The 22,763-nt window shown below is 57.8% G+C and carries 16 protein-coding genes; 8 read left to right on the forward strand and 8 right to left on the reverse strand.

All coding sequences use genetic code 11. The features are described 5' to 3' along the window. Positions 1–71 precede the first annotated feature (71 nt). From hslU to ACUN8H_RS05935, 5 genes are all read right to left on the reverse strand, one after another. A complete protein-coding gene (gene hslU / locus ACUN8H_RS05915) occupies positions 72–1,394 on the reverse strand; it encodes an ATP-dependent protease ATPase subunit HslU (protein ID WP_445531231.1) in 1,323 nt (440 codons plus the stop codon). Between the two features lie 48 nt (positions 1,395–1,442). Continuing rightward, complete coding sequence (gene hslV, locus ACUN8H_RS05920) at positions 1,443–1,976, reverse strand: ATP-dependent protease subunit HslV (RefSeq protein WP_035585510.1); 534 nt, start codon at positions 1,974–1,976, stop codon at positions 1,443–1,445. A 225-nt stretch (positions 1,977–2,201) separates the two neighbouring features. After that, entirely contained in the window at positions 2,202–2,936 is a 735-nt protein-coding gene (locus tag ACUN8H_RS05925; protein WP_445531232.1) for an SPOR domain-containing protein, read from the reverse strand. Between the two features lie 3 nt (positions 2,937–2,939). Then, positions 2,940–4,625 (reverse strand): arginine--tRNA ligase, encoded by a 1,686-nt coding sequence (argS, locus tag ACUN8H_RS05930; RefSeq protein ID WP_445531233.1) that lies wholly within the window; start codon positions 4,623–4,625, stop codon positions 2,940–2,942. Positions 4,626–4,748: 123 nt separating this feature from the next. Next, positions 4,749–6,995, reverse strand: a complete 2,247-nt coding sequence (locus ACUN8H_RS05935; RefSeq protein WP_445531234.1) for a primosomal protein N' — start codon at positions 6,993–6,995, stop codon at positions 4,749–4,751. 182 nt (positions 6,996–7,177) lie between these two features. Here ACUN8H_RS05935 and rpmE point away from each other — a divergent pair, with 182 nt between their 5' ends. After that, positions 7,178–7,393 carry a 50S ribosomal protein L31 gene (rpmE, locus tag ACUN8H_RS05940; RefSeq protein WP_078090160.1) on the forward strand — a complete coding sequence of 72 codons (216 nt, stop codon included), beginning with the start codon at positions 7,178–7,180 and terminating at the stop codon, positions 7,391–7,393. A gap of 323 nt (positions 7,394–7,716) precedes the next feature. Further along, on the forward strand, positions 7,717–8,988 hold the full coding sequence (locus ACUN8H_RS05945; RefSeq protein WP_445531235.1) for a malic enzyme-like NAD(P)-binding protein: 1,272 nt from the start codon (positions 7,717–7,719) through the stop codon (positions 8,986–8,988). 69 nt (positions 8,989–9,057) lie between these two features. Here ACUN8H_RS05945 and ACUN8H_RS05950 read toward each other — a convergent pair whose 3' ends face one another. Then, on the reverse strand, positions 9,058–9,876 hold the full coding sequence (locus tag ACUN8H_RS05950) for an acyl-CoA thioesterase (RefSeq protein ID WP_445531236.1): 819 nt from the start codon (positions 9,874–9,876) through the stop codon (positions 9,058–9,060). A 113-nt stretch (positions 9,877–9,989) separates the two neighbouring features. Here ACUN8H_RS05950 and tadA point away from each other — a divergent pair, with 113 nt between their 5' ends. Continuing rightward, positions 9,990–10,472, forward strand: coding sequence for a tRNA adenosine(34) deaminase TadA (tadA, locus tag ACUN8H_RS05955; RefSeq protein WP_445531719.1), 483 nt, complete (start codon positions 9,990–9,992; stop codon positions 10,470–10,472). Between the two features lie 48 nt (positions 10,473–10,520). Here tadA and ACUN8H_RS05960 read toward each other — a convergent pair whose 3' ends face one another. Together ACUN8H_RS05960 and mltF are read right to left on the reverse strand one after the other, a co-directional pair. Then, positions 10,521–12,479: a diguanylate cyclase gene (locus tag ACUN8H_RS05960; protein ID WP_445531237.1), complete on the reverse strand. Its 1,959-nt coding sequence runs from the start codon at positions 12,477–12,479 to the stop codon at positions 10,521–10,523. A 12-nt stretch (positions 12,480–12,491) separates the two neighbouring features. Continuing rightward, positions 12,492–13,955: a membrane-bound lytic murein transglycosylase MltF gene (mltF, locus tag ACUN8H_RS05965; protein ID WP_445531238.1), complete on the reverse strand. Its 1,464-nt coding sequence runs from the start codon at positions 13,953–13,955 to the stop codon at positions 12,492–12,494. Between the two features lie 184 nt (positions 13,956–14,139). On the opposite strand from mltF, the gene purL reads away from it, so the two are divergent. The 5 genes from purL to rluB all read left to right on the forward strand — a co-directional run bounded on the left by purL (position 14,140) and on the right by rluB (position 22,726). Next, positions 14,140–18,102: a phosphoribosylformylglycinamidine synthase gene (gene purL / locus ACUN8H_RS05970; protein WP_445531239.1), complete on the forward strand. Its 3,963-nt coding sequence runs from the start codon at positions 14,140–14,142 to the stop codon at positions 18,100–18,102. Positions 18,103–18,126: 24 nt separating this feature from the next. After that, positions 18,127–19,980, forward strand: a complete 1,854-nt coding sequence (locus ACUN8H_RS05975; protein WP_445531240.1) for a DEAD/DEAH box helicase — start codon at positions 18,127–18,129, stop codon at positions 19,978–19,980. 100 nt (positions 19,981–20,080) lie between these two features. After that, entirely contained in the window at positions 20,081–21,031 is a 951-nt protein-coding gene (locus ACUN8H_RS05980) for a segregation and condensation protein A (protein WP_445531241.1), read from the forward strand. After that, positions 21,028–21,864, forward strand: coding sequence for an SMC-Scp complex subunit ScpB (scpB, locus tag ACUN8H_RS05985; RefSeq protein ID WP_445531242.1), 837 nt, complete (start codon positions 21,028–21,030; stop codon positions 21,862–21,864). The genes ACUN8H_RS05980 and scpB overlap by 4 nt, the downstream gene beginning before the upstream one ends. Then, entirely contained in the window at positions 21,851–22,726 is an 876-nt protein-coding gene (rluB, locus tag ACUN8H_RS05990) for a 23S rRNA pseudouridine(2605) synthase RluB (protein ID WP_445531243.1), read from the forward strand. The genes scpB and rluB overlap by 14 nt, the downstream gene beginning before the upstream one ends. The last annotated feature ends 37 nt before the right edge of the window (positions 22,727–22,763 follow it).

Raw genomic sequence — 22,763 nt, forward strand, 5'->3', positions numbered from 1 at the left:
TGTCCATGGCTTAACGTCACAACCGCTTGCCCGCAAAAAGCGGGCAAGCGACGTATAACGGCTAGCTCAGTTTACAAAATATAGCGTGACAGGTCTTCGTCTACCGCCAGTTCGCCAAGCTGGGCATTGACGTAGTCACCATCAATCACCAGCGGGCTTTCCATATCGCCGCCTTTAAACGACGCCTCTTCCAGCAGCCGCTCCATTACCGTGTGCAGGCGGCGGGCACCGATGTTCTCAGTGCCTTCGTTGACCTGCCAGGAGATCTGCGCAATGCGCTCGATACCGTCTGGAGTGAATTCGACATCGAGCCCCTCGGTAGCCAGCAGCGCTTGGTACTGCTTGGTCAGCGAAGCAGAGGGTTCGGTGAGAATGCGCTTGAAGTCGTTGGGCGTTAGCGCATCAAGCTCCACGCGGATCGGCAGACGGCCTTGAAGTTCGGGAATCAGATCCGACGGGCGCGACAGGTGGAAGGCACCAGAGGCGATAAACAGTATGTGATCAGTCTTAACCATGCCGTACTTGGTCGATACAGTAGAGCCTTCGATCAGCGGCAATAGATCGCGCTGAACGCCCTCGCGGGAGACTTCGCCACCGCTGGACTGACCGCTGCCCTTAGCCACTTTGTCGATTTCATCCAGGAAAACGATACCGTGTTGCTCGACCGAGTAAACCGCGCGCGCCTTGATCTCTTCTTCATTGACCAACTTGCCGGCTTCTTCGTCACGCAGCAGCACCAGCGCTTCTTTGACTGTCACACGACGATTCTCTCGCTTCTGCTGACCCATGTTGGAGAACATGCTCTGCAGCTGGCTGGTCATCTCTTCCATGCCCGGCGGGGTCATGATGTCGATGCCCTGACCCTGCGCGGAGATTTCGATATCGATCTCTTTGTCATCCAGTTGCCCTTCGCGCAGTTTTTTGCGGAAGGTCTGGCGGGTGCCGCTATCTTCGCGGGGCTTGTCTTCCTGCCCGCGGGGCGGCGGAAGCAGGGCGTCCAGCACGCGGTCTTCGGCGGCATCAGCCGCGCGGTGGCTTACTTCTTCTTTGGCCTGTTCGCGCACCATCTTGATGGCCGCTTCCATTAAGTCGCGAATAATCGACTCGACGTCGCGGCCTACATAGCCGACTTCGGTAAATTTGGTCGCTTCGACTTTAATAAACGGTGCTTTGGCCAGCTTGGCAAGGCGGCGGGCGATTTCGGTTTTACCGACACCCGTGGGGCCAATCATCAAAATGTTTTTGGGGGTGACTTCAGGCCTTAGGTCGTCATCCAGCTGCATACGGCGCCAGCGGTTGCGCAAGGCAATGGCAACAGCACGTTTAGCATCCTGCTGACCAATGATGTACTGATCCAGGGCGTGAACGATTGCGCGGGGTGTCATCTGAGTCATATAAGAAACCTTTGTATTCAATGAGCGGCGTTAGGGCGCTGGGTTGGATTAGCGACCGTCAATCGACAGCTCTTCGAGCGTCACGTGGTGATTGGTGAACACGCAGATATCACCCGCAATAGACAGTGACTTTTCGGTGATTTCACGCGCAGACAGCTCGGTGTTTTCCAACAGTGCTCGGGCACTGGCCTGGGCGAAATTGCCGCCAGAGCCAATGGCAATGATGCCGCGCTCGGGCTCGACCACATCGCCGTTACCGGTAATGATCAGCGAGGCGCTGTGGTCAGCGACGGCCAGTAGCGCTTCCAAGCGGCGCAGGGCGCGGTCGGTGCGCCAATCTTTGGCAAGCTCCACAGCTGCCTTGGTCAAATGGCCCTGGTATTTCTCCAGCTGGGCTTCAAAGCGCTCGAAAAGGGTAAAGGCATCCGCCGTGCCGCCCGCAAACCCGGCCAGCACCTTGCCGCGGTAAAGGCGGCGTACTTTGCTGGCATTACCCTTCATTACGGTATTGCCTAGCGATACTTGGCCGTCGCCAGCGAGGGCGACTTGGTTGCCGCGACGGACGGAAACGATAGTGGTCATGGAGATAACTCCTTAAGGGGAGGCGCGCTCCCGATGACTGGCCGATCACTTGCTTGTTAGCCAATCGCCCCTGGAGGCGACCATGACGGCAAGTGACCGTTGTGTAAGTGTTCACAACAAAATGCGGGCGGCTGATAAAAAATCAACCGCCCGCGCAATAAAGCCCTTCAATAAAGCCTGTTTAGCAATCGGCTGCCTGATTCATTGCGACAGCCGTGGCAACGGCTAGTTCTGTAGTTGGATAAGCAACGGCTCAATACCCTGGGTCACCATTAAATCCTGAGCGCGATTTAGCTCACGAGTATCCTCGTAAGGCCCCACTTGAACGCGGTGCCAGGTATTGCCGTCTGCCTGTACTTCGCTGATTTCCGCCAGCAGGCTTAAATTGCGCAACCTTCCGCGCAGCTGTTCAGCGTCGCTGGCCTCTCGAAATGAAGCCGCTTGAAGCATATAGCGCCCTGGAGTGTTGGTAGCCGCTTCACTCTCCTGGGCTGCAGACACCTGATCCTCAGGCCGCGTATTGGCAGCAATGACCTGAGCGATGGGGTCATCACTCGATGCATCGGCAGCGGAGTCGCTTTCGGCGCTCTGTTCAGACGCCTCTGGGCGTACCACGCTGGAAGGCAGCGTAACCCCCGGGGCGATGACTTCGGTTTCCGGCAGCAGCGTATAAAATTCGAACGTTGGCATCGCGGGTTCGGCGGTCGCTTCAGTTTCCCGAGCGGCGGCGCGCTCTTCACTCCCGGCGGGCTTAGGCAGCACGGTGGCTTGTGGGGCTTCGCTCTGCTCTTGCCAGGGGGCGGTGCCGTGCTGGTGTTGCGCCAAGAAAAAACCTGCCGCCATGCCTGCAAGGCCCCATAGCCAACCAGGAAGGCGAAAACCGCCCCCAGAGCTACGGGCAGCTTTGCGCTGCGAAGTGGCTCCGCGGCGGGCGGCGGGTTTTTTGCGCGGGCTAGCCATGAATTACATCTCCTCTGGGGCGCTAACCCCCATTAAATCAAGCCCGTTACGCAACACCTGGCGGGTAGCGAGGCCGAGCGCTAAGCGTGTATTACGCAGGGTGTCGTCATCCACCATTACTTTGACGGCGTTGTAACAGGTATGGAAATCACCTGACAGGTCAAGCAGATACTGGGCAACTTGCTGAGGCTCGCGGTTGTTGGCGGCGGTTTCAACCACTTCCGGGAAGCGTGCCAGGCGGTTAAGCACCGCTTTTTCCTGGTCGCTGTCCAGCAGGGCCAGGTTGGCCATGGCTAATGTGTGGTCAAACGGCTGGTCGGCGTCCTGTGCTTTACGCAGCATGCTGCATACCCGAGCGTGGGCGTACTGAATGTAATACACCGGGTTATCGTTCGACTGGGAGCGAGCCAGGTCGATATCAAAGGTGAGCTGGGAGTCGGCGCGGCGAGCGGCGAGGAAGAAGCGCGTCGCGTCGCGGCCGACTTCGTCGATCAAGTCGCGAACGGTGACGTAGCTGCCCGCCCGTTTAGAGAGTTTTACCTCGACCCCTGAGCGGGTGACCATGACCATCTGGTGCAGCACGTAGTCGGGCCAGCCTTTGGGGATGCCGACTTCTAGAGCCTGCAAGCCAGCGCGTACGCGCATGACGGTGGAGTGGTGATCTGCCCCCTGCTCGTTAATCACGGTTTTGAAGCCGCGTTGCCACTTATCCAGGTGGTAGGCCACATCGGGTAGAAAATAGGTGTAGCCGCCGTCGCGTTTACGCATGACGCGGTCTTTGTCATCACCAAAATCCGTGGTGCGCAGCCACATGGCGCCGTCATCTTCATAGGTGTGGCCTGCGCTCACCAACTTCTCGACGGTGGCATCCACTTTGCCATCTTCGTAGAGCGACGACTCCAGGAAATAAACATCAAACTCGACGCCGAATGCTTTTAAATCAAGATCCTGCTCGCGCCGCAGCCATGCGACGGCGAATTCTTGAATGGCGTCTAAATCGTCAGGGTCGGTTTTGGCGGTGACTTCACGGTCATCGGCGCTGACTGTTTTACCCGCTCGGTAATCATTGGCGACATCGACAATGTACTCACCGCGATAGCCATCTTCGGGCCAGCTGTTGTCGTCAGGCCCTAAGCCTTTGACCCGTGCTTGTACGGAACGTGCGAGGTTGGCGATCTGGGCGCCGGCGTCGTTGTAGTAGAACTCGCGGGTAACGTCGTAACCAGTGGCTTCAAGCAGGCGGCATAAACAGTCGCCAATCGCTGCGCCACGGCCATGGCCGACGTGGAGTGGCCCCGTGGGGTTCGCCGAGACGAACTCCACCTGCACTTTTCCGCCTTTACCGATCAGGCTGCGGCCAAAGGTATCGCCGCAATCGAGCACTTGGGCCACGATTTGCGCCGCGGCATCGGCGGCAGCGAAAAAGTTGATAAAGCCGGGGCCCGCAATGTCGGTGCTTTGGATCGCATCGCTCTCGGGGAGCGCGTCGACGAGCATAGAGGCTAGCTCGCGTGGTTTTTTCCCGGCGGGCTTGGCAAGCGTCAACGCTAAATTGGTGGCGTAATCGCCGTGGGCTTTGTCTTTGGTGGGGTCGACTTTGATCGTGGGCTGAAGGTCGTTGGGCAGCACGCCTTGGTGCTTGAGCGCGGTAACCGCGCCTTCGAGCAGAGAAACTATCGTATCTTTCATGTAGGTATCCGGATGTCGTCGGTGGCGGCGTGTGCTGACGCGCAGTCGAAAAGGTGCGTCGTTGAGGCGGCTATTATCGGCAATTGAGCCGCAGTTTCAAAGCCGCGTGATGGTTAGTGCTTGCTAGGAGAGCGTTTGTGGGTCGATATCGATCGACCAACGCACCTTGCGCGCTTCGCGATTGGCTTCCAGCCACTGCACCAACCAACTGACGGCTGGGTGTAATTGGCTACGTTTATCCGCCGCTAGCATGATATGTAAATGGTAGCGATTTTGACGTCTTTCCATGGGGGCGGGCACCGGCCCTAGGCAGCGGGTGGCCACGCTGCTCTCTTTCAACCACTGCCGCAGAGCCTGGGCGGTCTGCTGTGCCATCGTCAAAGCGGCCTCTTCGTTGGGGCTTTCGATACGCAGTAGCGCCATAAAGCAGAAGGGCGGTAGTTGGGCAATGCGCCGCTCTTCCAGCATATTGCGCGCGAGTGCCCCATAGCCATGTTCAGCCAACTGGCCCAAATGAGGGTCATCAGGGTGGAGTGTTTGTACCAACACCCGGCCGGGATGAGCGGCCCGGCCCGCGCGCCCCGCCACCTGCTCAAGCAATTGTGCGCTATGTTCTAGGGCGCGAAAATCAGCAGCATATAGCCCGCCGTCGGCGTTAACCACGACGACCAAAGTAACGTGGGGCAGGTGGTGACCCTTGGCGAGCATTTGTGTGCCCACTAATACGCAGGGCTCACCACGGTGAATCTCTTTTAATACCTGCTCGAAGCTATCCTTGCGCCGGGTGCTGTCACGGTCGATGCGGTGAATAGTGGTCTTGGGGAACAGCGTCTGCAGCGTCTCTTCCGTGCGTTCGGTACCGCTACCCAGGGCGCGCAGGTCGCCACTGCCACATTCGGGGCAGGCGTCCGGCAGTGCGCGACGGCTATCGCAGTGGTGGCAGGCTAGCAGGGGGGGCTGGCGGTGCAGCGTCATGCGCGCGTCGCACTGGCCGCATTCTGCCATCCAGCCGCAGGCGTGGCAGGCCAATGTCGGGGCGAAGCCGCGCCGGTTAATAAAGATCAGTACCTGCTTGCCCGCGCTTAAGGTGCTTTTGATTGCCTTAATGGCGCCGGGTAGCAAACCGCCCTGGCGATGCTGGTGGCGAAGGTCAATCAACTCCAGCTTGGCCGGCGGGTGGCGGCTGGGGCGCTGGGTAAGGCGAAGATGACGATAGGCGCCGCTAAGCGCTTGATGCAGGCTCTCAAGCGAAGGCGTAGCACTGCCCATTAGGAGCGGAATTTTATGGTAATGCGCGCGGGTGACCGCCAAGTCGCGGGCATGGTAGCGCAGGCCGTCGTGCTGCTTGTAGGAGCCGTCGTGCTCCTCATCGACAATGATCGCGCCGGGGTTGGCCAGCGGTGTAAAAATAGCCGAGCGGGTGCCGATGATAATTAACGCCCGGCCGCTGGCGGCGGCCTCCCATACATCTAAGCGTTCCGGGTCGGTAAGGCCCGAATGCAGCGCCACCACGGGCACGCGAAAGCGGCTTCTGAAGCGAGCCAGCGTCTGTGGGGTAAGGCCAATTTCCGGCACCAGCACCAGCGACTGCTTGCCCTTGGCGGCCACGGCTTCAATCAGTTGAAGATAGACTTCGGTTTTCCCACTGCCGGTGACCCCTTCGAGCAAACAGGGATGATAGCCTTCGAGCTTCTCATGCAGTGCTGCCAACGCGGTCGCTTGTTCGCGATTTAGCGGGAGCGCCGGGGCCGCGAGCAGGTTGCCACTTGGCGGCGTTGGGGCGGTAAGAATCTGCTCCTGGCTCGAGGCCAAGCCTTTCTTCTCTAGCGCTAACAGTTGGTCGCGGGTAAAGCCATGGGCGCTGACCGCACGGCTGGGTAGCCCGTGGGGGTGTTGGCATAGAAGTGCATGCAGCTCTGCTTGCTTGGGCGCTCGGTTGAGGGCTTCCGGCGCACCGTCACCCTGAGCCAGCCAGAGCGTTTGGGTGCGACCGGCCATGGGGTGCCCCTGGCGTAGCCGCGCGGGCATGGCATGGTGAAGGGTGTCGCCCAGGCTGTGTTGATAGTAGCGGGCGGCAAAGCGACAGAGCCAGAGCCAGTCTGCTGGCAGTGGGGCCTCGTCCAGCGTCTCGCTGATTGCCTTAAGCTGGCTGCGGGGCAGATCGCTATGGTCGGCAATTTCCACCACCACGCCGACGACTTCGCGCCGCCCAAAGGGCACCTTTACCCTCAGGCCCGGCTGCCAGCCGCAAGCGGGCATCGCGTTAGATGGCAGGTAGTCGAACAGACGTCGCAGTGGCGAGGGCAGCGCTACTTTCAATACATGAGTGAGCACTTGAGAAGGCGCCCGCGAAGAAACAGAATCAGGCAATTGGCCTCCAGCGTTAGTCTTTGCTAGAATATGCGACCGCTCAATGTTAGCGATCTATCTAACAGCGTTATCAGGATCTATCGTAACGACAGAGCGGCTAACCGGTTAGTAGTTTTTTCCAAACCCGTATGCGGTGCCTGGCATGAGATCAGGTGGCGGCATATAGCTTCGTGAGGCTCGAGATGAAACAAGGTATCCACCCGAATTACAACACGGTCACCGCCAACTGTTCTTGCGGCGCCACTTTCCAGGTCGGTTCTACCTCTGGTCAGGACTTTTCACTGGACGTGTGCTCCAACTGCCACCCGTTCTACACTGGTAAGCAGAAGCAAGCGACCACTGGTGGCCGCGTAGAGCGCTTTAACAAGCGTTTCGGCGCAGCTGTTAAGCGCGGCTAATCCAAAACGGATAGCCACACCACAGGTACGAGCTGTACTTGTACAAAACCCACGCCAAGGCGTGGGTTTTTTGTTGCCGAGGAAAACGAGGACATTTTTGTGGAAAAAATTTTCATAAATGCTGCAATACAGCACGAAGCAAAGCATTATTGCTAAAGGTGTTTTGCATCAAATTCAGTAAAAATCTGCCAAAAACGATAAATATGAAGGTAAAATTCAGTTAAACGATCGTTTTTATATGGGTTGACGGGACGCTTGAGACGCATAGGTTTTTTCTATATTCTGAAACGACTTATCTATTTTATGTTAACTGGACTCTGACCATGACGGATGCAAATAAGCAGGCTGCTTTGGATTATCACGCAAAACCGATTCCCGGTAAGTTATCGGTGGAGTTGACCAAGCCTACCGCGACCGCACGGGATTTGGCGCTGGCGTATAGCCCAGGCGTGGCTGAGCCAGTGCTTGAAATTGCCCGGGATGTGGAAAATGCTTACCGCTACACCGGTAAAGGCAATCTTGTCGCGGTTATTACCGACGGCAGCGCTATTTTGGGCTTGGGGAACCTGGGGCCAATGGCGAGCAAGCCCGTCATGGAAGGTAAAGGCGTACTGTTTAAGTGTTTTGCGGGCATTAACTCGGTGGATATCGAAGTAGAGGCGGAAAGCCCGCAGGCGTTTATCGATACCGTCGCGCGGATCGCCGACACCTGGGGGGGCATCAACCTGGAAGATATCAAAGCGCCCGAGTGCTTTGAAATTGAAAAAGCCTTGATTGAGCGCTGCAGCATCCCGGTCTTTCACGATGACCAGCACGGCACCGCGATTGTCACCGCGGCAGGCATGCTCAATGCGCTAGAGATCGCGGGTAAACGCATCGAAGACGTTAAGATTGTCTGCATGGGCGCAGGGGCGGCAGCCATTGCCTGCATGCGTTTGTTAGTTTCTTGCGGTGCCAAGAAAGAAAACTTGGTCATGCTTGATCGCCGCGGCGTTATTCACACCGATCGTGAAGGCATTAACGAATATAAAGCCGAATTTGCGCGTGATACTGAGATGCGCACGTTAGACGATGCCATCGACAATGCGGATGTGTTTATCGGTCTTTCCGGCCCGGGCCTGCTCTCCGCTGAACAGGTGAAGAAAATGGCACCTGACCCGGTGATTTTTGCCTGCACCAACCCTGACCCTGAAATTCATCCTGATGTGGCCCGCGAAGCGCGTCCTGATGTGATCATGGCCACTGGCCGTTCGGACTTCCCGAACCAGGTTAACAACGTGCTGGGCTTCCCGTTTATCTTCCGGGGCGCTTTGGATGTGCGTGCCACGCGCATTAATGAAGAGATGAAGTTAGCTGCCGTACACGCGCTCAAAGACCTAGCCCGCGAGCCGGTGCCGCAAGAAGTGCTGAATGCCTACGAGCGTACCGAGATGAGCTTTGGTCGCGAGTACATCATTCCAACACCTGTCGATATCCGCCTGTTGGCGAGGGTCACCTCGGCCGTTGCGCAAGCCGCTGTCGATTCCGGTGTGGCGCGTAAGCCATACCCTGCGCACTACCCGCTTACGTCAATCAACGACGTCTACGGTGGCTAAATGGCTACGCGCTGATGATGACTTACGCCCGCTTCTTAGCGGGCGTAAGTGTTTTCAGGGGTTGGCTATTCAAGCCTGAGAGAAACGCGTTAGCCCTTCTTGAGCGGTGGAAGCCACTAAGCGGCCATCGCGGCTGTAGATATGCCCGCGCGCCAGTCCGCGAGCACCGCCTGCCCACGGTGAGTCGATCACATACAGCAGCCAGTCGTCCAGGCGGGTGTCTTGGTGCAGCCATAGTGCATGGTCGAGACTGGCAATGCGTAGCTCTGGGTCGCGATACTCAATGCCATGGGGCAGCAGGCTGGTGGTCAGCAAGTTAAAGTCAGAGGCGTAAGAGAGCAGATGACGGTGCAGCGCCGGGTCATCCGGCAGTGTGCCCGAAAGGCGGAACCACAGGCACTGACCTGCGGGGGTGCCGCTGTCGGGGTTGCCAGTCAGGTGTAGAAACTCAATCGGATGGCCGGGGAAGCGATCATGTTTGGCGCCGCCGTGCTCAATCAGCGTTTCGGGCGTGGGCACAGCGGGCATGGCGCGCTGATGGCTGAAGCTCTCTTCCTCACTTTGAAAAGAGGCGCTGCAGAAAAAGATGGGTCGGCCTTTCTGGATAGCAGTGACGCGGCGAGTCGTGAAGCTGCCGCCATCGCGAATGGTGTCCACCTGGTAGACGACAGGGCGGTGTGGGTCACCGGGGCGTAAAAAGTAGCCGTGTTGAGAGTGCGGGCGACGTGCGTCGGGCACGGTGCGCGCGGCGGCGGCTAACGCCTGGCCAAGCACTTGGCCGCCATAAAGCTGGGGAAAGCCTAAATCCTGGCTCTGGCCGCGAAAGAGCGTCTCTTCAAGCGTTTCTAGCTCCAATAACTCTACCAGCTGGTTCAGCGCGTCTGTCATTCTCGGTATCCTTGGTGCTGTCTCAAGAGGATGCTGCCGGTGAAAGTGAGTTACCGCAGCGGCGGGTCACCCTTTCATACGATCGTTTAGCTACCTTAGCGGAGTTTACGTTTATGCGCAGCGATGAATTTTATATGCACCGGGCGCTTGATCAAGCGCATCTGGCCGCCGCCAAGGGTGAGGTGCCGGTGGGGGCGGTGGTGGTGGATGCGCAAGGGGAGATTATTGGTGCCGGGTGTAATGCGCCGGTGGCCAGCTGTGACCCCAGTGGCCACGCGGAAATTCGAGCGTTACGCGAGGCCGGTAAGCAGCGGGGTAACTATCGCCTTGAAGGGTGTACCCTGTTTGTTACCTTAGAACCCTGCATGATGTGCTCGGGCGCCATGATTCATGCGCGCTTGGTCCGGCTAGTCTATGGGGCTGCCGAGCCTCGGGCGGGCATGGTTGAGTCAAAGGCTAACCTTTTGGCCCAACCGTGGTTCAATCATCAGGTAGCGGTGACGGGTGGGGTATTGGCAGCGTCTTCCCAGAAGTTGCTAAAACGTTTTTTTGCTGCGCGACGTGAATTGCCTAGTGACTCAGTAGATAGTGACTAAGTACATAGTGACCAAGCATTTAGAGACTAAGCGTTTAGAGACCAAGCCCTAACCACCTTCAACGGTATCCATCTCACCGTACTCGATGCGGTTTCGGCCGTTATGCTTGGCGTGGTAAAGCGCCTCGTCGGCAGCTTGCATCATGCGCGCGGTAGGAAGCTTTCCAGAGCGCGGGCAGGTGACGATGCCAGCACTGAAGGTAAGCGGTTGGCCGTCGGCATGGGCCAGGTCGGAGCTCGCCAATCGTCGGCGCAGTTCCATCGCGATATTGACTGCCGAGGGGCCGTGATGACCCGGTAGCAAAGCAACGAACTCCTCACCCCCGTAACGCGCAAATACGCCGTCGTTATGTTCGAGAAGCGACTGGCCCAGTTGTGCAAAAAAACACAAAAACTCATCACCCACCAAGTGGCCCTGTTGGTCATTCACTCGCTTGAAATAGTCGATATCAAATAGGATTAAACTGAGCGGGCGCACGCTCTGTGAAGCTTCTACTTGCTCAAGAAAAAAACGGCGATTAGCAATCCCGGTTAATTCGTCGTGGCGTGCCAGCCATTCGACTTCCTGCTGCAATTTACTGCGTTTTTGGATCTCCTGCTGCAGCGTAGCGTTGCTCTTTTGCATCACCCGGTGCTGCTGGCCCAGGCGCTGAAACGTGTATAAAACCAGATAGAGTAAATAAGCCAGCAGTAAGCCGGTCACCAAGCTGATGGTGGGCAGCCGAGGCAGTCGGCTGACCAAGTGCTCCCACCGGGGTTGGTAAGAGAGCGTAAGCGCTTTATCCAGTAAATTGATGGGGTAGTCGAAGTGCCAGGGGCCAGGGTGGGTAGAGTCGCCGTGTTTCGCCAATAGTCGAGTGCCGTTATGCCAACGAATCACACCTTCGCTAGCCGGTAGTTGGGTAAACAACGCTTCTGCAAACAAAGGAAAGCTTACCACTATTGCCGCCGCGCCTAACGGAGCGCCATCAGCATTCAGCACGGGTAAGTAGTGAATCACCCCCGGGCCGCCTTGCAGCAACTGAATAATGTCCGTGCTGCCCTCGTGTTCTCCCAGAAGCGCCGGTTCTAGCGCCTCGCGGCCTGCTGGTTGCACATTGAAAAGCCGTCGCCCCAGTGTGCTCAGGTTGAGTATCGTAAAAGGATAAACATGGCGAATACCGCTATCCGGGGCCACAAAGGCAATGTTAATTAAGTAGCTGAAATCTTGGCGGTATCCGGCGGCTTGATCGGTCCACTGCTGGTAGGTCGGTGGTGAGGTTTGCAGCTGCCAGATACGCGCGAAACGGCGCATGGCACTTAAATGGCTGTCGATCTCTTGCGAAAGCTGCTGAGTGGCGCGCTGGGCACGCTCTTCAACGCGTAGATGGAGTTTTTTTTCGGCCTCAAAGTGTAGCTGTTTCCAAAGCAGTAACCCGGCGATAAGCAGTGCACAGGCTGGCCAAAATGCGTTGGCTAAATAGCGCTTTCCACGCCAATGGCGTGCTGACGAGAGATATTGACTCAGCAGTAATAGGCTCAGTACCAGCAGGCTGTGCCACGGGACTGCATAGTGAAGAAGCGGAGTAAAGGCTCGGTTGCTTTCAATAAGTTGTAAGCCGATAAGCAAAAGAACCGCGAACAGCAGCAGAGGAGCACCTAAGCGCGCACGCTGGCGTAGTAATATGGCAAGCGCGCTCAATTGAAGGGCGAGCGTCATTAGCAGTGGGGCGCGAAAGCGCTCAAAAGGCGCGGGATGGACCCATGAAGCCAACGCCTGCCATTGCGCAGTGGCCAGCCATTTTTCAGGGGCTAAATAGCTGACTAGGCCCGGCAGCAGTAAGCCCATCGCACTGACGCACAGCAGAAAAGTAAAGGGCCGATAGCGCTTATAGCTACTGAGCTGGGCCAGCGCTACCAGCAAAAGCGCAAAAGTAGTAACGCCAGGTTGCGTTACGACAAGCGCAACGGCTCCACAGGTAGCCATAATGGGTAGCCAATGTGCTGCGCGTGCAATGAGTAAGAGCATCGCATCCTCACGTTAATCAAGCGGCGGCACAAGCTCAAACAATAGCAGCGGATCATCGTTGACAGGCGTTTGTTCAAGTTGAAAAAATTGTTGGCGGCTACGTTCTACGTACTCGATCATTTCGTAATAGCGGCGAATATTGCGCACATAAATGACCGGCTCGCCGCCGCGGGCATAGCCATGGCGCGTTTGACTATGCCATTCGCGTTGTTGTAACAGCGGTAGGGCCGCGCGCACATCTTCCCAGCTATCAGGGTCACCGCCGCGTATTTCGGCAATCTTGCGCGCGTCGTATAAATGGCCAAGGCCCACGTTATAGGCAGCCATCGCCATAAAGAGGCGGTCATCACCGGTAATGTCTTCCGGTAAGCGGTCTTTAATGCTGCGTAGATAGCGAGCGCCCCCATCAATACTCTGGGCCGGGTCGGTGCGGTCAGCGACGCCCATTTCACCCGCTGTAGGGTTGGTCAGCATCATTAGCCCGCGCACCCCGGTGGGCGAAACGGCATCGGGGTCCCAGTGAGACTCCTGATACCCCACGGCTGCCAGTAACTTCCAGTCAAACTCTGTTTCGCGGGCGGCCTGCTGGAACAGTTCCGTATATCGGGGCAAGCGGGCATCGAGGTGATCAAGAAAGGTGCGAGTGCCGACATACTCTAAGTAGTCGTCATGGCCGAAGTAGCGGCTTACCAGCCGGTCAAGGGTGCCACTTTGTTGAAGATCTTGCAGAAAGCGATTGGCGGATTCAAGCAACCCCAAGCCGCGGCCGCTTGGCACGGCCCATGCCATGGAGAGTGGGTCACCGAGTATAAAACCCCGTTCTACATTGGGGAAAAAAAGCCGATTCAAGCGAAACTGGTGCTCGAATATAACCGCGGCGTCCAGGGTGCCGCTTTCGACCCGCGCGAGTAGTTCGGCAACCTCGAGTTCGTGAGACTCTTTCCAGCTTAACGTGGGGTACTGGCGCTGAAGGTCGCGCAGCGCTTCGCTCGTGCCGGCTTCGCTGAGCGTACCCAGTTCCAGGTCGACCAGATCGCTTGGTTCGTTAATGCCGTTCAGCCCGCGGCGGTAAACCACCAGTGGCTGCATCTGGATAATGGGCCGCGTGTAGTAAATGCCGGGGGTGTTGGGCAGTAACGGAAGTGCCGCGGCGCCCAGGTCGCCTTTTTCACGCACCGCAGGCAGAACGCTTTCTGGGTGATGGCTGGCATCCAGGTTAAGGCTAACCCCCAGGTAGTCAGCAAAACGGTGCATCAGCTCATATTCAAAACCGGTGGGGCCTTGGCGGCCTTCGTAATAGGTGGTTGGGGTATTACGGGTATGAACGGTAATAAAATCTTTTGCGTCGATATGCGTCAACTGCTCGCCGGGAGGGACGAGAGAGAGCGTCGGAACCATGGTTAACAGCGTCACGGCAGCTAGCGCATAGTAAGCGCTGGAACGGGCTATAAAATGTCGGCAAATCAACGTCAGCATGGCGTCTTGTCGGCATGAAACAATCTGCCACGATACCCAGCCGGGGTCACGCTGTCACCTTGTTGATTTCGTGTGGCGGCTTGTTTCCAGTATCATAGGGGCTTTCCGGCACCATAAAAGCACGGCCGCCTAGCGGCCCGGTGATTTCCCTGCTCGAATTTCCCTGCTCTAGAGGCTTCAGGATATGCTCGAACTGCGAGGCGCGCCCGCCCTTTCTGCCTTCCGTCATGCTCGGCTGTTAACGGTGCTGCGTGAACGTGTGCCCGAGGTGGAAGCGCTGTCTGCCCACTATGTTCATTTCATCGATCTCAACGCGCATGACCAAAGCGAGACGTTGGACGATGCCGTACACTCGCGTTTGGCGCAGTTGCTTGACTATGTGCCGGGCGATGGCACGCAATCGGGCGTCGAGATTCCTGACCACGCCCAGCGCTTTTTAGTCGTACCGCGCTTGGGTACCCAGTCTCCCTGGTCGTCTAAAGCGACGGATATCGCCCATAACTGTGGGTTGCGCCAGATTAGCCGTATCGAGCGCGGCATCGATTACCGGGTCAGCTTCACCACGACGCCCGATGAAGAGAGTGTGAACGCGCTGGCGGCACTGTTGCATGACCGTATGACTGAAACCGTGCTATCCGATGCGTCAGACGCTGCCAAGCTGTTTGCCCACCACGACCCGGCGCCGCTAGGCAGTGTGGATATTCTTGAGGGTGGCCGAGAGGCGCTGGCAACCGCCAACCAGGCGCTGGGGTTGGCGCTGGCAGAAGATGAAGTCGACTATCTTGTCGATGCCTTCAACGAGTTGGGGCGTAACCCCAGCGACGTTGAACTGATGATGTTTGCCCAGGCTAACTCCGAGCACTGTCGGCATAAAATTTTCAACGCCGACTGGGTCATTGATGGCGAGCCGCAAAGCCACTCGCTGTTTAAGATGATCAAGAATACCTTCGCGTCGTCGCCCGACAACGTGCTTTCAGCCTACAGCGACAACGCCGCCGTCATTAAGGGCAGTCAGGCGGGGCGCTTTTTTGCTAAACCGCTAACCGGGGCTGAAGAGGAGCGGGCGCTTTACGACACCCATCAGGAGCCCATTCATATCCTGATGAAGGTAGAAACCCACAATCACCCCACCGCGATTGCCCCGTTTCCCGGTGCCGCAACGGGCTCGGGTGGTGAAATCCGTGATGAGGGCGCCACGGGTATCGGCGGCAAGCCCAAAGCCGGTCTGTCAGGTTTTACCGTCTCCAATCTTCGAATTCCTGAATTTGTGCAGCCTTGGGAAGCCTTCGACTACGGCAAGCCAGGGCGCATGGAATCGGCGCTCAACATTATGCTCGAAGGCCCGATTGGTGGCGCTGCGTTCAACAATGAGTTTGGACGCCCGAATTTAACCGGCTACTTCCGCACCTACGAGCAGGAGTCGCTGAACGCAGGTGGCATCGAGCGGCGTGGTTACCATAAGCCGATCATGCTTGCCGGCGGTTATGGCAATATTCGTGCCCACCATGTTCAGAAGGGCGATATCCCAGTGGGCGGCAAGCTGATTGTGATGGGTGGCCCCGCCATGCTGATTGGCCTGGGCGGCGGTGCAGCTTCCAGTATGGCGTCTGGTACCTCCAGCGCCGATCTGGATTTTGCCTCGGTGCAGCGTGAGAACCCGGAGATTGAGCGTCGCGCCCAGGAAGTCATTGATCGCTGTTGGGCGTTGGGTGATCACAACCCGATTCGCTTCATTCACGATGTAGGGGCGGGCGGCCTTTCCAATGCGTTACCGGAGCTGGTCAAAGACGGTAACCGCGGTGGCCGGTTTGATCTGCGCGCCGTACCCAACGCCGAGCCGGGCATGAGCCCGCTGGAAATCTGGTGTAATGAAGCGCAAGAGCGCTACGTGCTGGCTGTTGCTCCTGAAGACCTGGATACCTTCGATGCGCTGTGCAAGCGTGAGCGCTGCCCTTATGCGGTCGTCGGTGAAGCGCTGGAGGCGCACCACTTGGAAGTGCGTGACGGTCATTTCAACAGCAAGCCTGTAGATTTGCCGATGAGTGTGCTGTTCGGCAAAGCGCCCAAGATGCAGCGTGAGTTTGCGCGCCACGACCCCGAGCTTTCCGGCATGATGTTGGATAATCTCGACCTGCGCGAAGCGCTGGATCGGGTTCTCCGCCTGCCCACCGTGGCCTCTAAAAACTTCTTGATCACCATTGGTGACCGTTCGATTACCGGCCTGGTGGCCCGCGATCAAATGGTCGGCCCCTGGCAGGTGCCGGTGGCTGATGTGGCGGTCACCACGGCTAGCTATGATACCCACGCAGGGGAAGCCATGGCGATGGGCGAACGGCCGCCGGTGGCGTTGATCAACCCTGCGGCCAGCGCCCGTTTAGCGGTCGCCGAAGCAATTACCAATCTGGCGGCAGCGCCGATCGCCAAACTCAGTGATATCAAACTCTCCGCTAACTGGATGAGCGCCGCTGACCACCCAGGTGAAAACCAAGCGCTTTATGACGCGGTTTACGCGGTCGGTATGGAGATGTGCCCGGCGCTGGGTATTGCGATCCCCGTGGGCAAAGATTCAATGTCGATGCGTACCGCCTGGAAAGATGAAGACGAACAGGGGGAGTACGAAGACAAAAGCGTTACCTCACCGCTTTCATTGGTAGTCACCGGCTTTGCCCCGGTAACCAATGCAATGGCCACGCTAACGCCGCAGATCAACCTGGATCAAGACGAGTCGGACCTCATTTTGATCGATCTGGGCGGCGGCCAAAACCGGCTGGGTGGCTCCGCTCTGGCCCAGGTATACGGGCAGGTGGGCAATGATTGCCCCGATGTGGACGACCCCGAGGATATCAAGGCGTTTTTTGAGGTCATTCAGGGCCTCAACCGCGACGGTAAGCTGTTGGCGTATCACGATCGCAGCGATGGCGGCCTATTGGTCACCCTGCTGGAAATGGCTTTTGCCGCCCACGCTGGGCTTGAGATCAAGCTCGACTGGATGATCGATGAGCCAGTCGAAGCATTGAATGCGCTGTTCTCTGAAGAGCTGGGAGCGGTGATTCAGGTCAATCGACAGCACACCGAAGAAGTGCTGGCGCAGTTCGCCGTGGCCGGTATCGAAACCTGTGGTGTGATTGCCCGCCCGCGCTACGATGATCAGGTGCGCGTCACGCTGTTCGAAGAGCCGCTACTGGAAACCACGCGTCAGCTGACCCAGCGCACCTGGGCAGAAACCAGCTACCGTATGCAGGCGCTGCGCGACAACCCCGAATGCGCGAAGAATGAGTTCGACAACCTGCTTGATAGCCGTGACCCGGGGCTTTCTGCCACGCCCACCTTTGATATCCATGACGACATCAGCGCGCCGTTTATTAATACCGCTAAACCGGCCATGGCGGTGCTACGCGAGCAGGGCGTCAACGGCCAGGTCGAGATGGCCTGGGCCTTCGATAAAGCCGGATTTGAAGCGGTGGATGTGCATATGAGTGACATCCTCGAAGGGCGTGTTTCGCTGGATGCGTTCAAAGGCCTTGTCGCCTGTGGCGGCTTCTCGTATGGCGATGTGCTCGGCGCTGGCGGTGGTTGGGCGAAATCGGTGCTGTTCAACGAACGCGCCCGTGAACAGTTTTCCGCCTTCTTTGCCCGTGACGACAGTTTCTCGCTGGGTGTCTGCAATGGCTGTCAGATGCTCTCGCAGCTGAAGTCACTCATCCCCGGGGCTGAAGACTGGCCGACCTTCGTGCGTAATGAGTCCGAGCAGTTCGAAGCGCGGGTCTCCATGGTGCGAGTCGAGAAGAGCCCTTCGATTCTGCTGGCCGGGATGGAAGGTTCAAAGCTGCCCATTGCGGTTGCCCATGGCGAAGGGCAGGCGGCGTTCCGCGACAGCGCGCACCTACGTAGCATGCAGTCCAGTAGCCAGATCGCGCTGCGCTACATCGACAACTACGGTCAGGCGACCACCCGCTACCCGGCCAATCCTAACGGCTCGCCCTCGGGCATTACCGGACTGACCACGCCCGATGGTCGCGTGACCATTATGATGCCGCACCCTGAACGGGTTACCCGCGCGGTTACCAATTCCTGGCGACCGGCAGAGTGGACCGAAGATGGCGCCTGGCTGCGCCTCTTCCGTAACGCTCGGGTTTGGCTGGGTTAACGAAGACACCCTCATAGGTGAATAATGACGCAACACGACAAGGCGGCCTCCGGGCCGCCTTTCGCATCCCCCACCCAGACGCCCCGGTTACGCCCCTACCAGCAAGAAGCGGTAAAGCGGGTGGTCGGGCACTTTCGCGCGTCCAGTGAGCCAGCGCTGGTAGTGCTGCCAACCGGCAGCGGCAAATCTCTGGTCATCGCTGAGCTGGCGCGTCTCGCACGAGGGCGGGTATTAGTACTGGCCCATGTGCGCGAACTGGTGGAGCAGAACCATGCCAAGTATCAGGCGTATGGCCTCGAGGCAGATATATTTAGCGCTGGGTTAAAGCGCAAAGAGGCTACCCGGCAAGTGGTGTTTGGCTCGGTGCAGTCGGTGGTGCGCAACTTAGAGCGTTTTAATGACGCAAACTTTACCCTGCTGGTGATTGATGAGAGTCACCGCGTATCGCTCAATGAAGACGCCAGCTACGGTCAGGTGATCGAACACCTGCGCCGCCAAAACCCCCAACTTAAAATACTCGGGCTCACCGCGACGCCTTACCGATTGGGGCAAGGGTTTATCTACTATCGCCATCATCATGGCATGGTGCGGGGCAGCGAAGAGAGTTTCTTTCGCGACTGTGTGTTTGAGCAGCCGCTGCGTCTAATGGTGAAGCAGGGCTATCTGGCGGCGCCCAAACGCCTGGATATGGCAATAGAGGGCTACGACTTCTCCGCGCTCAAGCCCCCTTCAAACGGCCTGTTTCAGGAGGAAGCGCTGAATCGTGTGGTGGCTGGGAGCAGGGCGACGCCGGGCATTATCGAGCAAATCATCGCACGCGCGTTGGGTCGGCAGGGCGTGATGATCTTTGCCGCTACGGTGGCCCATGCGGAAGAAATTATGGGCTATTTACCGCCGGTTGAGGCCGCCTTGATCACCGGCGCAACACCTTCCCAAGAGCGCAAGGCGTTGATTGATGCCTTTAAAGCGCGGGCGCTGAAATACCTGGTGAACGTCGCGGTGCTGACCACTGGTTTCGATGCGCCGCATGTGGATCTGATCGCTATTTTGCGCCCCACCGAGTCGATTAGCCTCTATCAGCAGATGATCGGGCGCGGGCTGCGTCTTTCGCCGGGTAAAGAGGACTGCTTGATTCTGGATTATGCCGGCAACCCGTGGGATATCTTCGCCCCGGAAGTGGGCGAACCAAAGCCCGATAGTGACAGCGAGCCGGTTCAGGTCGAGTGCCCGGAATGCGGGCACGCCAACTTATACTGGGGCAAGCGCGATGGCGATTTAGTGGTCGAGCACTTTGGCCGTCGCTGTCAGGGGTTGATTGATAACCCTGATCGGCTTTCTGAAGCGGCAAACGGCCGGCGCGGCGCGGTTTCGGGCGCCTATAAAAAACAGTGCGATTTCCGATTCCGTTTTAAAGTCTGCGAGGAGTGCGGCGCGGAGAACGATATCGCTGCCCGCCGCTGCCACGGTTGCAACAAGTTGCTGGTGGACGCGGACGACAAACTCAAGGATGCGCTAAAGTTGAAAGACGCCAGGGTACTGCGCGTTAGCGGCATGCAATTGGAGGCGACCACCAACGGGCGCGGCCTGCCGCGCTTAAAAATCACTTATCACGACGAAGATGGCGAGCATCTCTCCGAATGGTTCGCTCTGGAAACGCCTGCCCAGCGGCGCGCCTTCTATGCGGCTTTTTTGCGTTATCACCTTCGTGCGCCGGGAGGTAAATGGCAGCCCGTGAGTGCCGACGAGGTAGTTACTGAACAGCACCGCCTGCGTCATCCTGATTTTGTCGTAGGCCGCAAAGTGGGGCGCCATTTCCAAATCCGCGACAAGCTGTTTGATTACCAAGGGCGCTATCGTAAAGCCTGCGATGCGGGGTAATCGGATTGTCATCCCTCTCGACTAGTGCGCCGCGAAAGGTGTCGATTTTGTTAAACTGTGCGATTGTGTTGATTCCCTTTTACCAAGAGAGCCGACCCGCGTGAGCGAGACGTCAAGCGAAACGACTGAGCTAGAGAATTCTGATGCTGCGGCCATTGACGCAGTGGCGGTTTCGTTTGGGCGGTTGTTTAACGAGCCTATCACGCAAATGCCGGAGGATTTGTACATTCCCCCGGAAGCGATGCGGGTCTTTTTAGAGACCTTCGAAGGCCCGCTGGATCTGCTGCTCTATCTGATTCGCCGCCAAAACCTGGATATTCTGACCATCAACGTAGCGACTATCACTCACCAGTACATTGAGTACGTGGAGCTGATGAAGGCGATGGAGATCGAGCTGGCGGGGGAGTATCTACTCATGGCCGCCATGCTGGCTGAGATCAAATCGCGCACGCTGCTGCCGCGCCCGCCGAAGGCAGAGGGCGAGGATGAGGAAGATCCCCGCGCGGAGCTTATCCGGCGCTTACAAGAGTACGAACGCCTCAAGGAAGCTGCTGAAACGCTGGACACACTGCCCCGTATGGGCCGTGACTGGTTTAGCGTTCAGGCAGGATTACCCCCGTTGGAATCCCGTGTGATTCACCCTGAGGTGGAATTGGATGAGTTGCTCAGTGCGCTTTCCGATATCCTCAAGCGCGCCGAGCTGGTGCAGGCCCACCAGATCAGTCGCGAGGTGCTATCCACTCGCGAGCGCATGCTCAAGATTATGGAGCAGCTAAATCACGATGATGCTCATCAGCGTTACACTCCCTTTGAAGCGCTGTTTGCTTTGGAGGAAGGGCGGGCAGGCGTGGTGGTTACCTTCATGGCGATACTTGAGCTCGCGAAAGAGGCGATGATTGAAATTGTCCAAAACGCACCGCTGTCGCCGATTCATGTGCGCGCGCGGCGTGCAGCACTTACCGACGATGAAGAGAGTGCGTTTGAGCAGCCTGAGAGAGATGATGATACCGATGGTGAGTCCGCCTTTGAATCCGACGAGGAGCCGCCATGAGTAACGCTGAGAGCGCGCTGGACGACATTGTTGAAGCGGCGCTGCTTGCCGCTGGTGAATCGCTGCCCCTTGAACGATTGGAAACCCTTTTTCTAGAGGGCGAATGCCCCACTCGAAAGGAGTTTCGCGATGTCCTTGAGCGTTTACAGCAGCGCCACACCGACGGCGCGCTGGAGTTGCTGGAAACGGCCTCAGGCTATCAGCTACGTATTCGTCCGCGTCTATCGCAATGGGTTTCGCGGCTTTGGGACGAGCGCCCCCAGCGTTACTCCCGGGCACTGCTAGAAACACTGGCCCTGATCGCCTACCGCCAGCCGGTGACGCGTGGTGATATCGAAGAGGTGCGTGGGGTCAGCGTCAGCAGCTCGATTATGCGCACCCTGGCAGAGCGCGGCTGGATCCGTGTCGTCGGCCACCGGGATGTGCCGGGACGCCCATCGGTATATGCCACCACGCGCAGCTTTTTAGACGATTTTGGCTTAAAAACCCTCGATGCGCTGCCGCCCATGCACACCCTGGCAAGCTGGGATGAAAACGAAATACCTGAAAAGCCGGGGGTGACGAAGGATGCTGGCATTCAGGAAGAAAATGGCCCCGGTTCAGACGGTGAAGCACTGGACGAAACGATCAAAACGGTGCAGGATGCGCCACCCCAGAAAGAACAGATAACCTCGGCTGAGATAGCCGATACGCACGCCGAGACGGCGTTAACCCAGCCGCTGAGTTTTGCCGACCTACAGGCGCGGCTCGCGGCACGTGCCAAGCGCCAACAAGACGAGCGCGAAAGCACGCAGACTACCGATGTGAGGTCAGACGACCATGAGTCAGAGTAATAACACCACGCCCCCCACCAGCGAAAAGCTGCAAAAAGTCTTGGCCCGTGCAGGCCTTGGCTCGCGTCGTGAAATGGAAACGGCGATTTCCGCCGGCCGTGTCAAAGTAAATAGCCAAGTGGCTAAGCTGGGCGACCGCGTTGAAGCGCGGGACAAAGTCAGTTTTGATGACCGCCCCGTGGCGCTGCGCCCGGAAGAGGAAGTGCCGCGCCGGGTGATTATGTACAACAAGCCGGAAGGTGAGCTGTGTACCCGGAAGGATCCAGAAGGCCGCCGCACGGTGTTTGACCGCTTGCCGCGCCTGAAAGGCGAACGCTGGATTGCCATCGGCCGCCTGGATATCAACACCAGCGGTTTGCTGCTGTTTACCACGGATGGCGAGTTGGCCAACCGTTTGATGCATCCCTCTACCCAAGTGGAACGTGAGTACGCCGTTCGCGTGATGGGTGAAGTGAAGCGCGAGCATATCCTGGCGATGGTCGATGGCGTGATGCTGGAAGATGGCCCCGCGCGTTTCACCGATGTGCAAGAGTTTGGTGGCGAAGGTATCAATACCTGGTTCCACGTGGTGATTTTAGAAGGACGTAACCGCGAAGTGCGGCGGCTATGGGAATCTCAAGCGCTCACCGTTAGCCGCCTTAAACGCGTTCGCTACGGCAATATCTTCCTGGATAAGCGCGCTAAAGCCGGTGAGTGGGTCGAACTGACCCAGGATGAGGTGGATGACTTAGCCACCCTGGCGAACTTGGAAACCCGCAAGGTGCCGGCGTTAACGCCCGATGAGAAGAACCGCTGGAACCGCGATAAGCACAAACGCAAGCCGGTTCAGGCAATGCGTAAACCGAAAACCAAAGCTCGTTAAGTAGGTAGAGAGATGTGGCTGTCTTAGCTGACGCTCC

Source organism: Vreelandella sp. V005 (genome assembly GCF_052645115.1).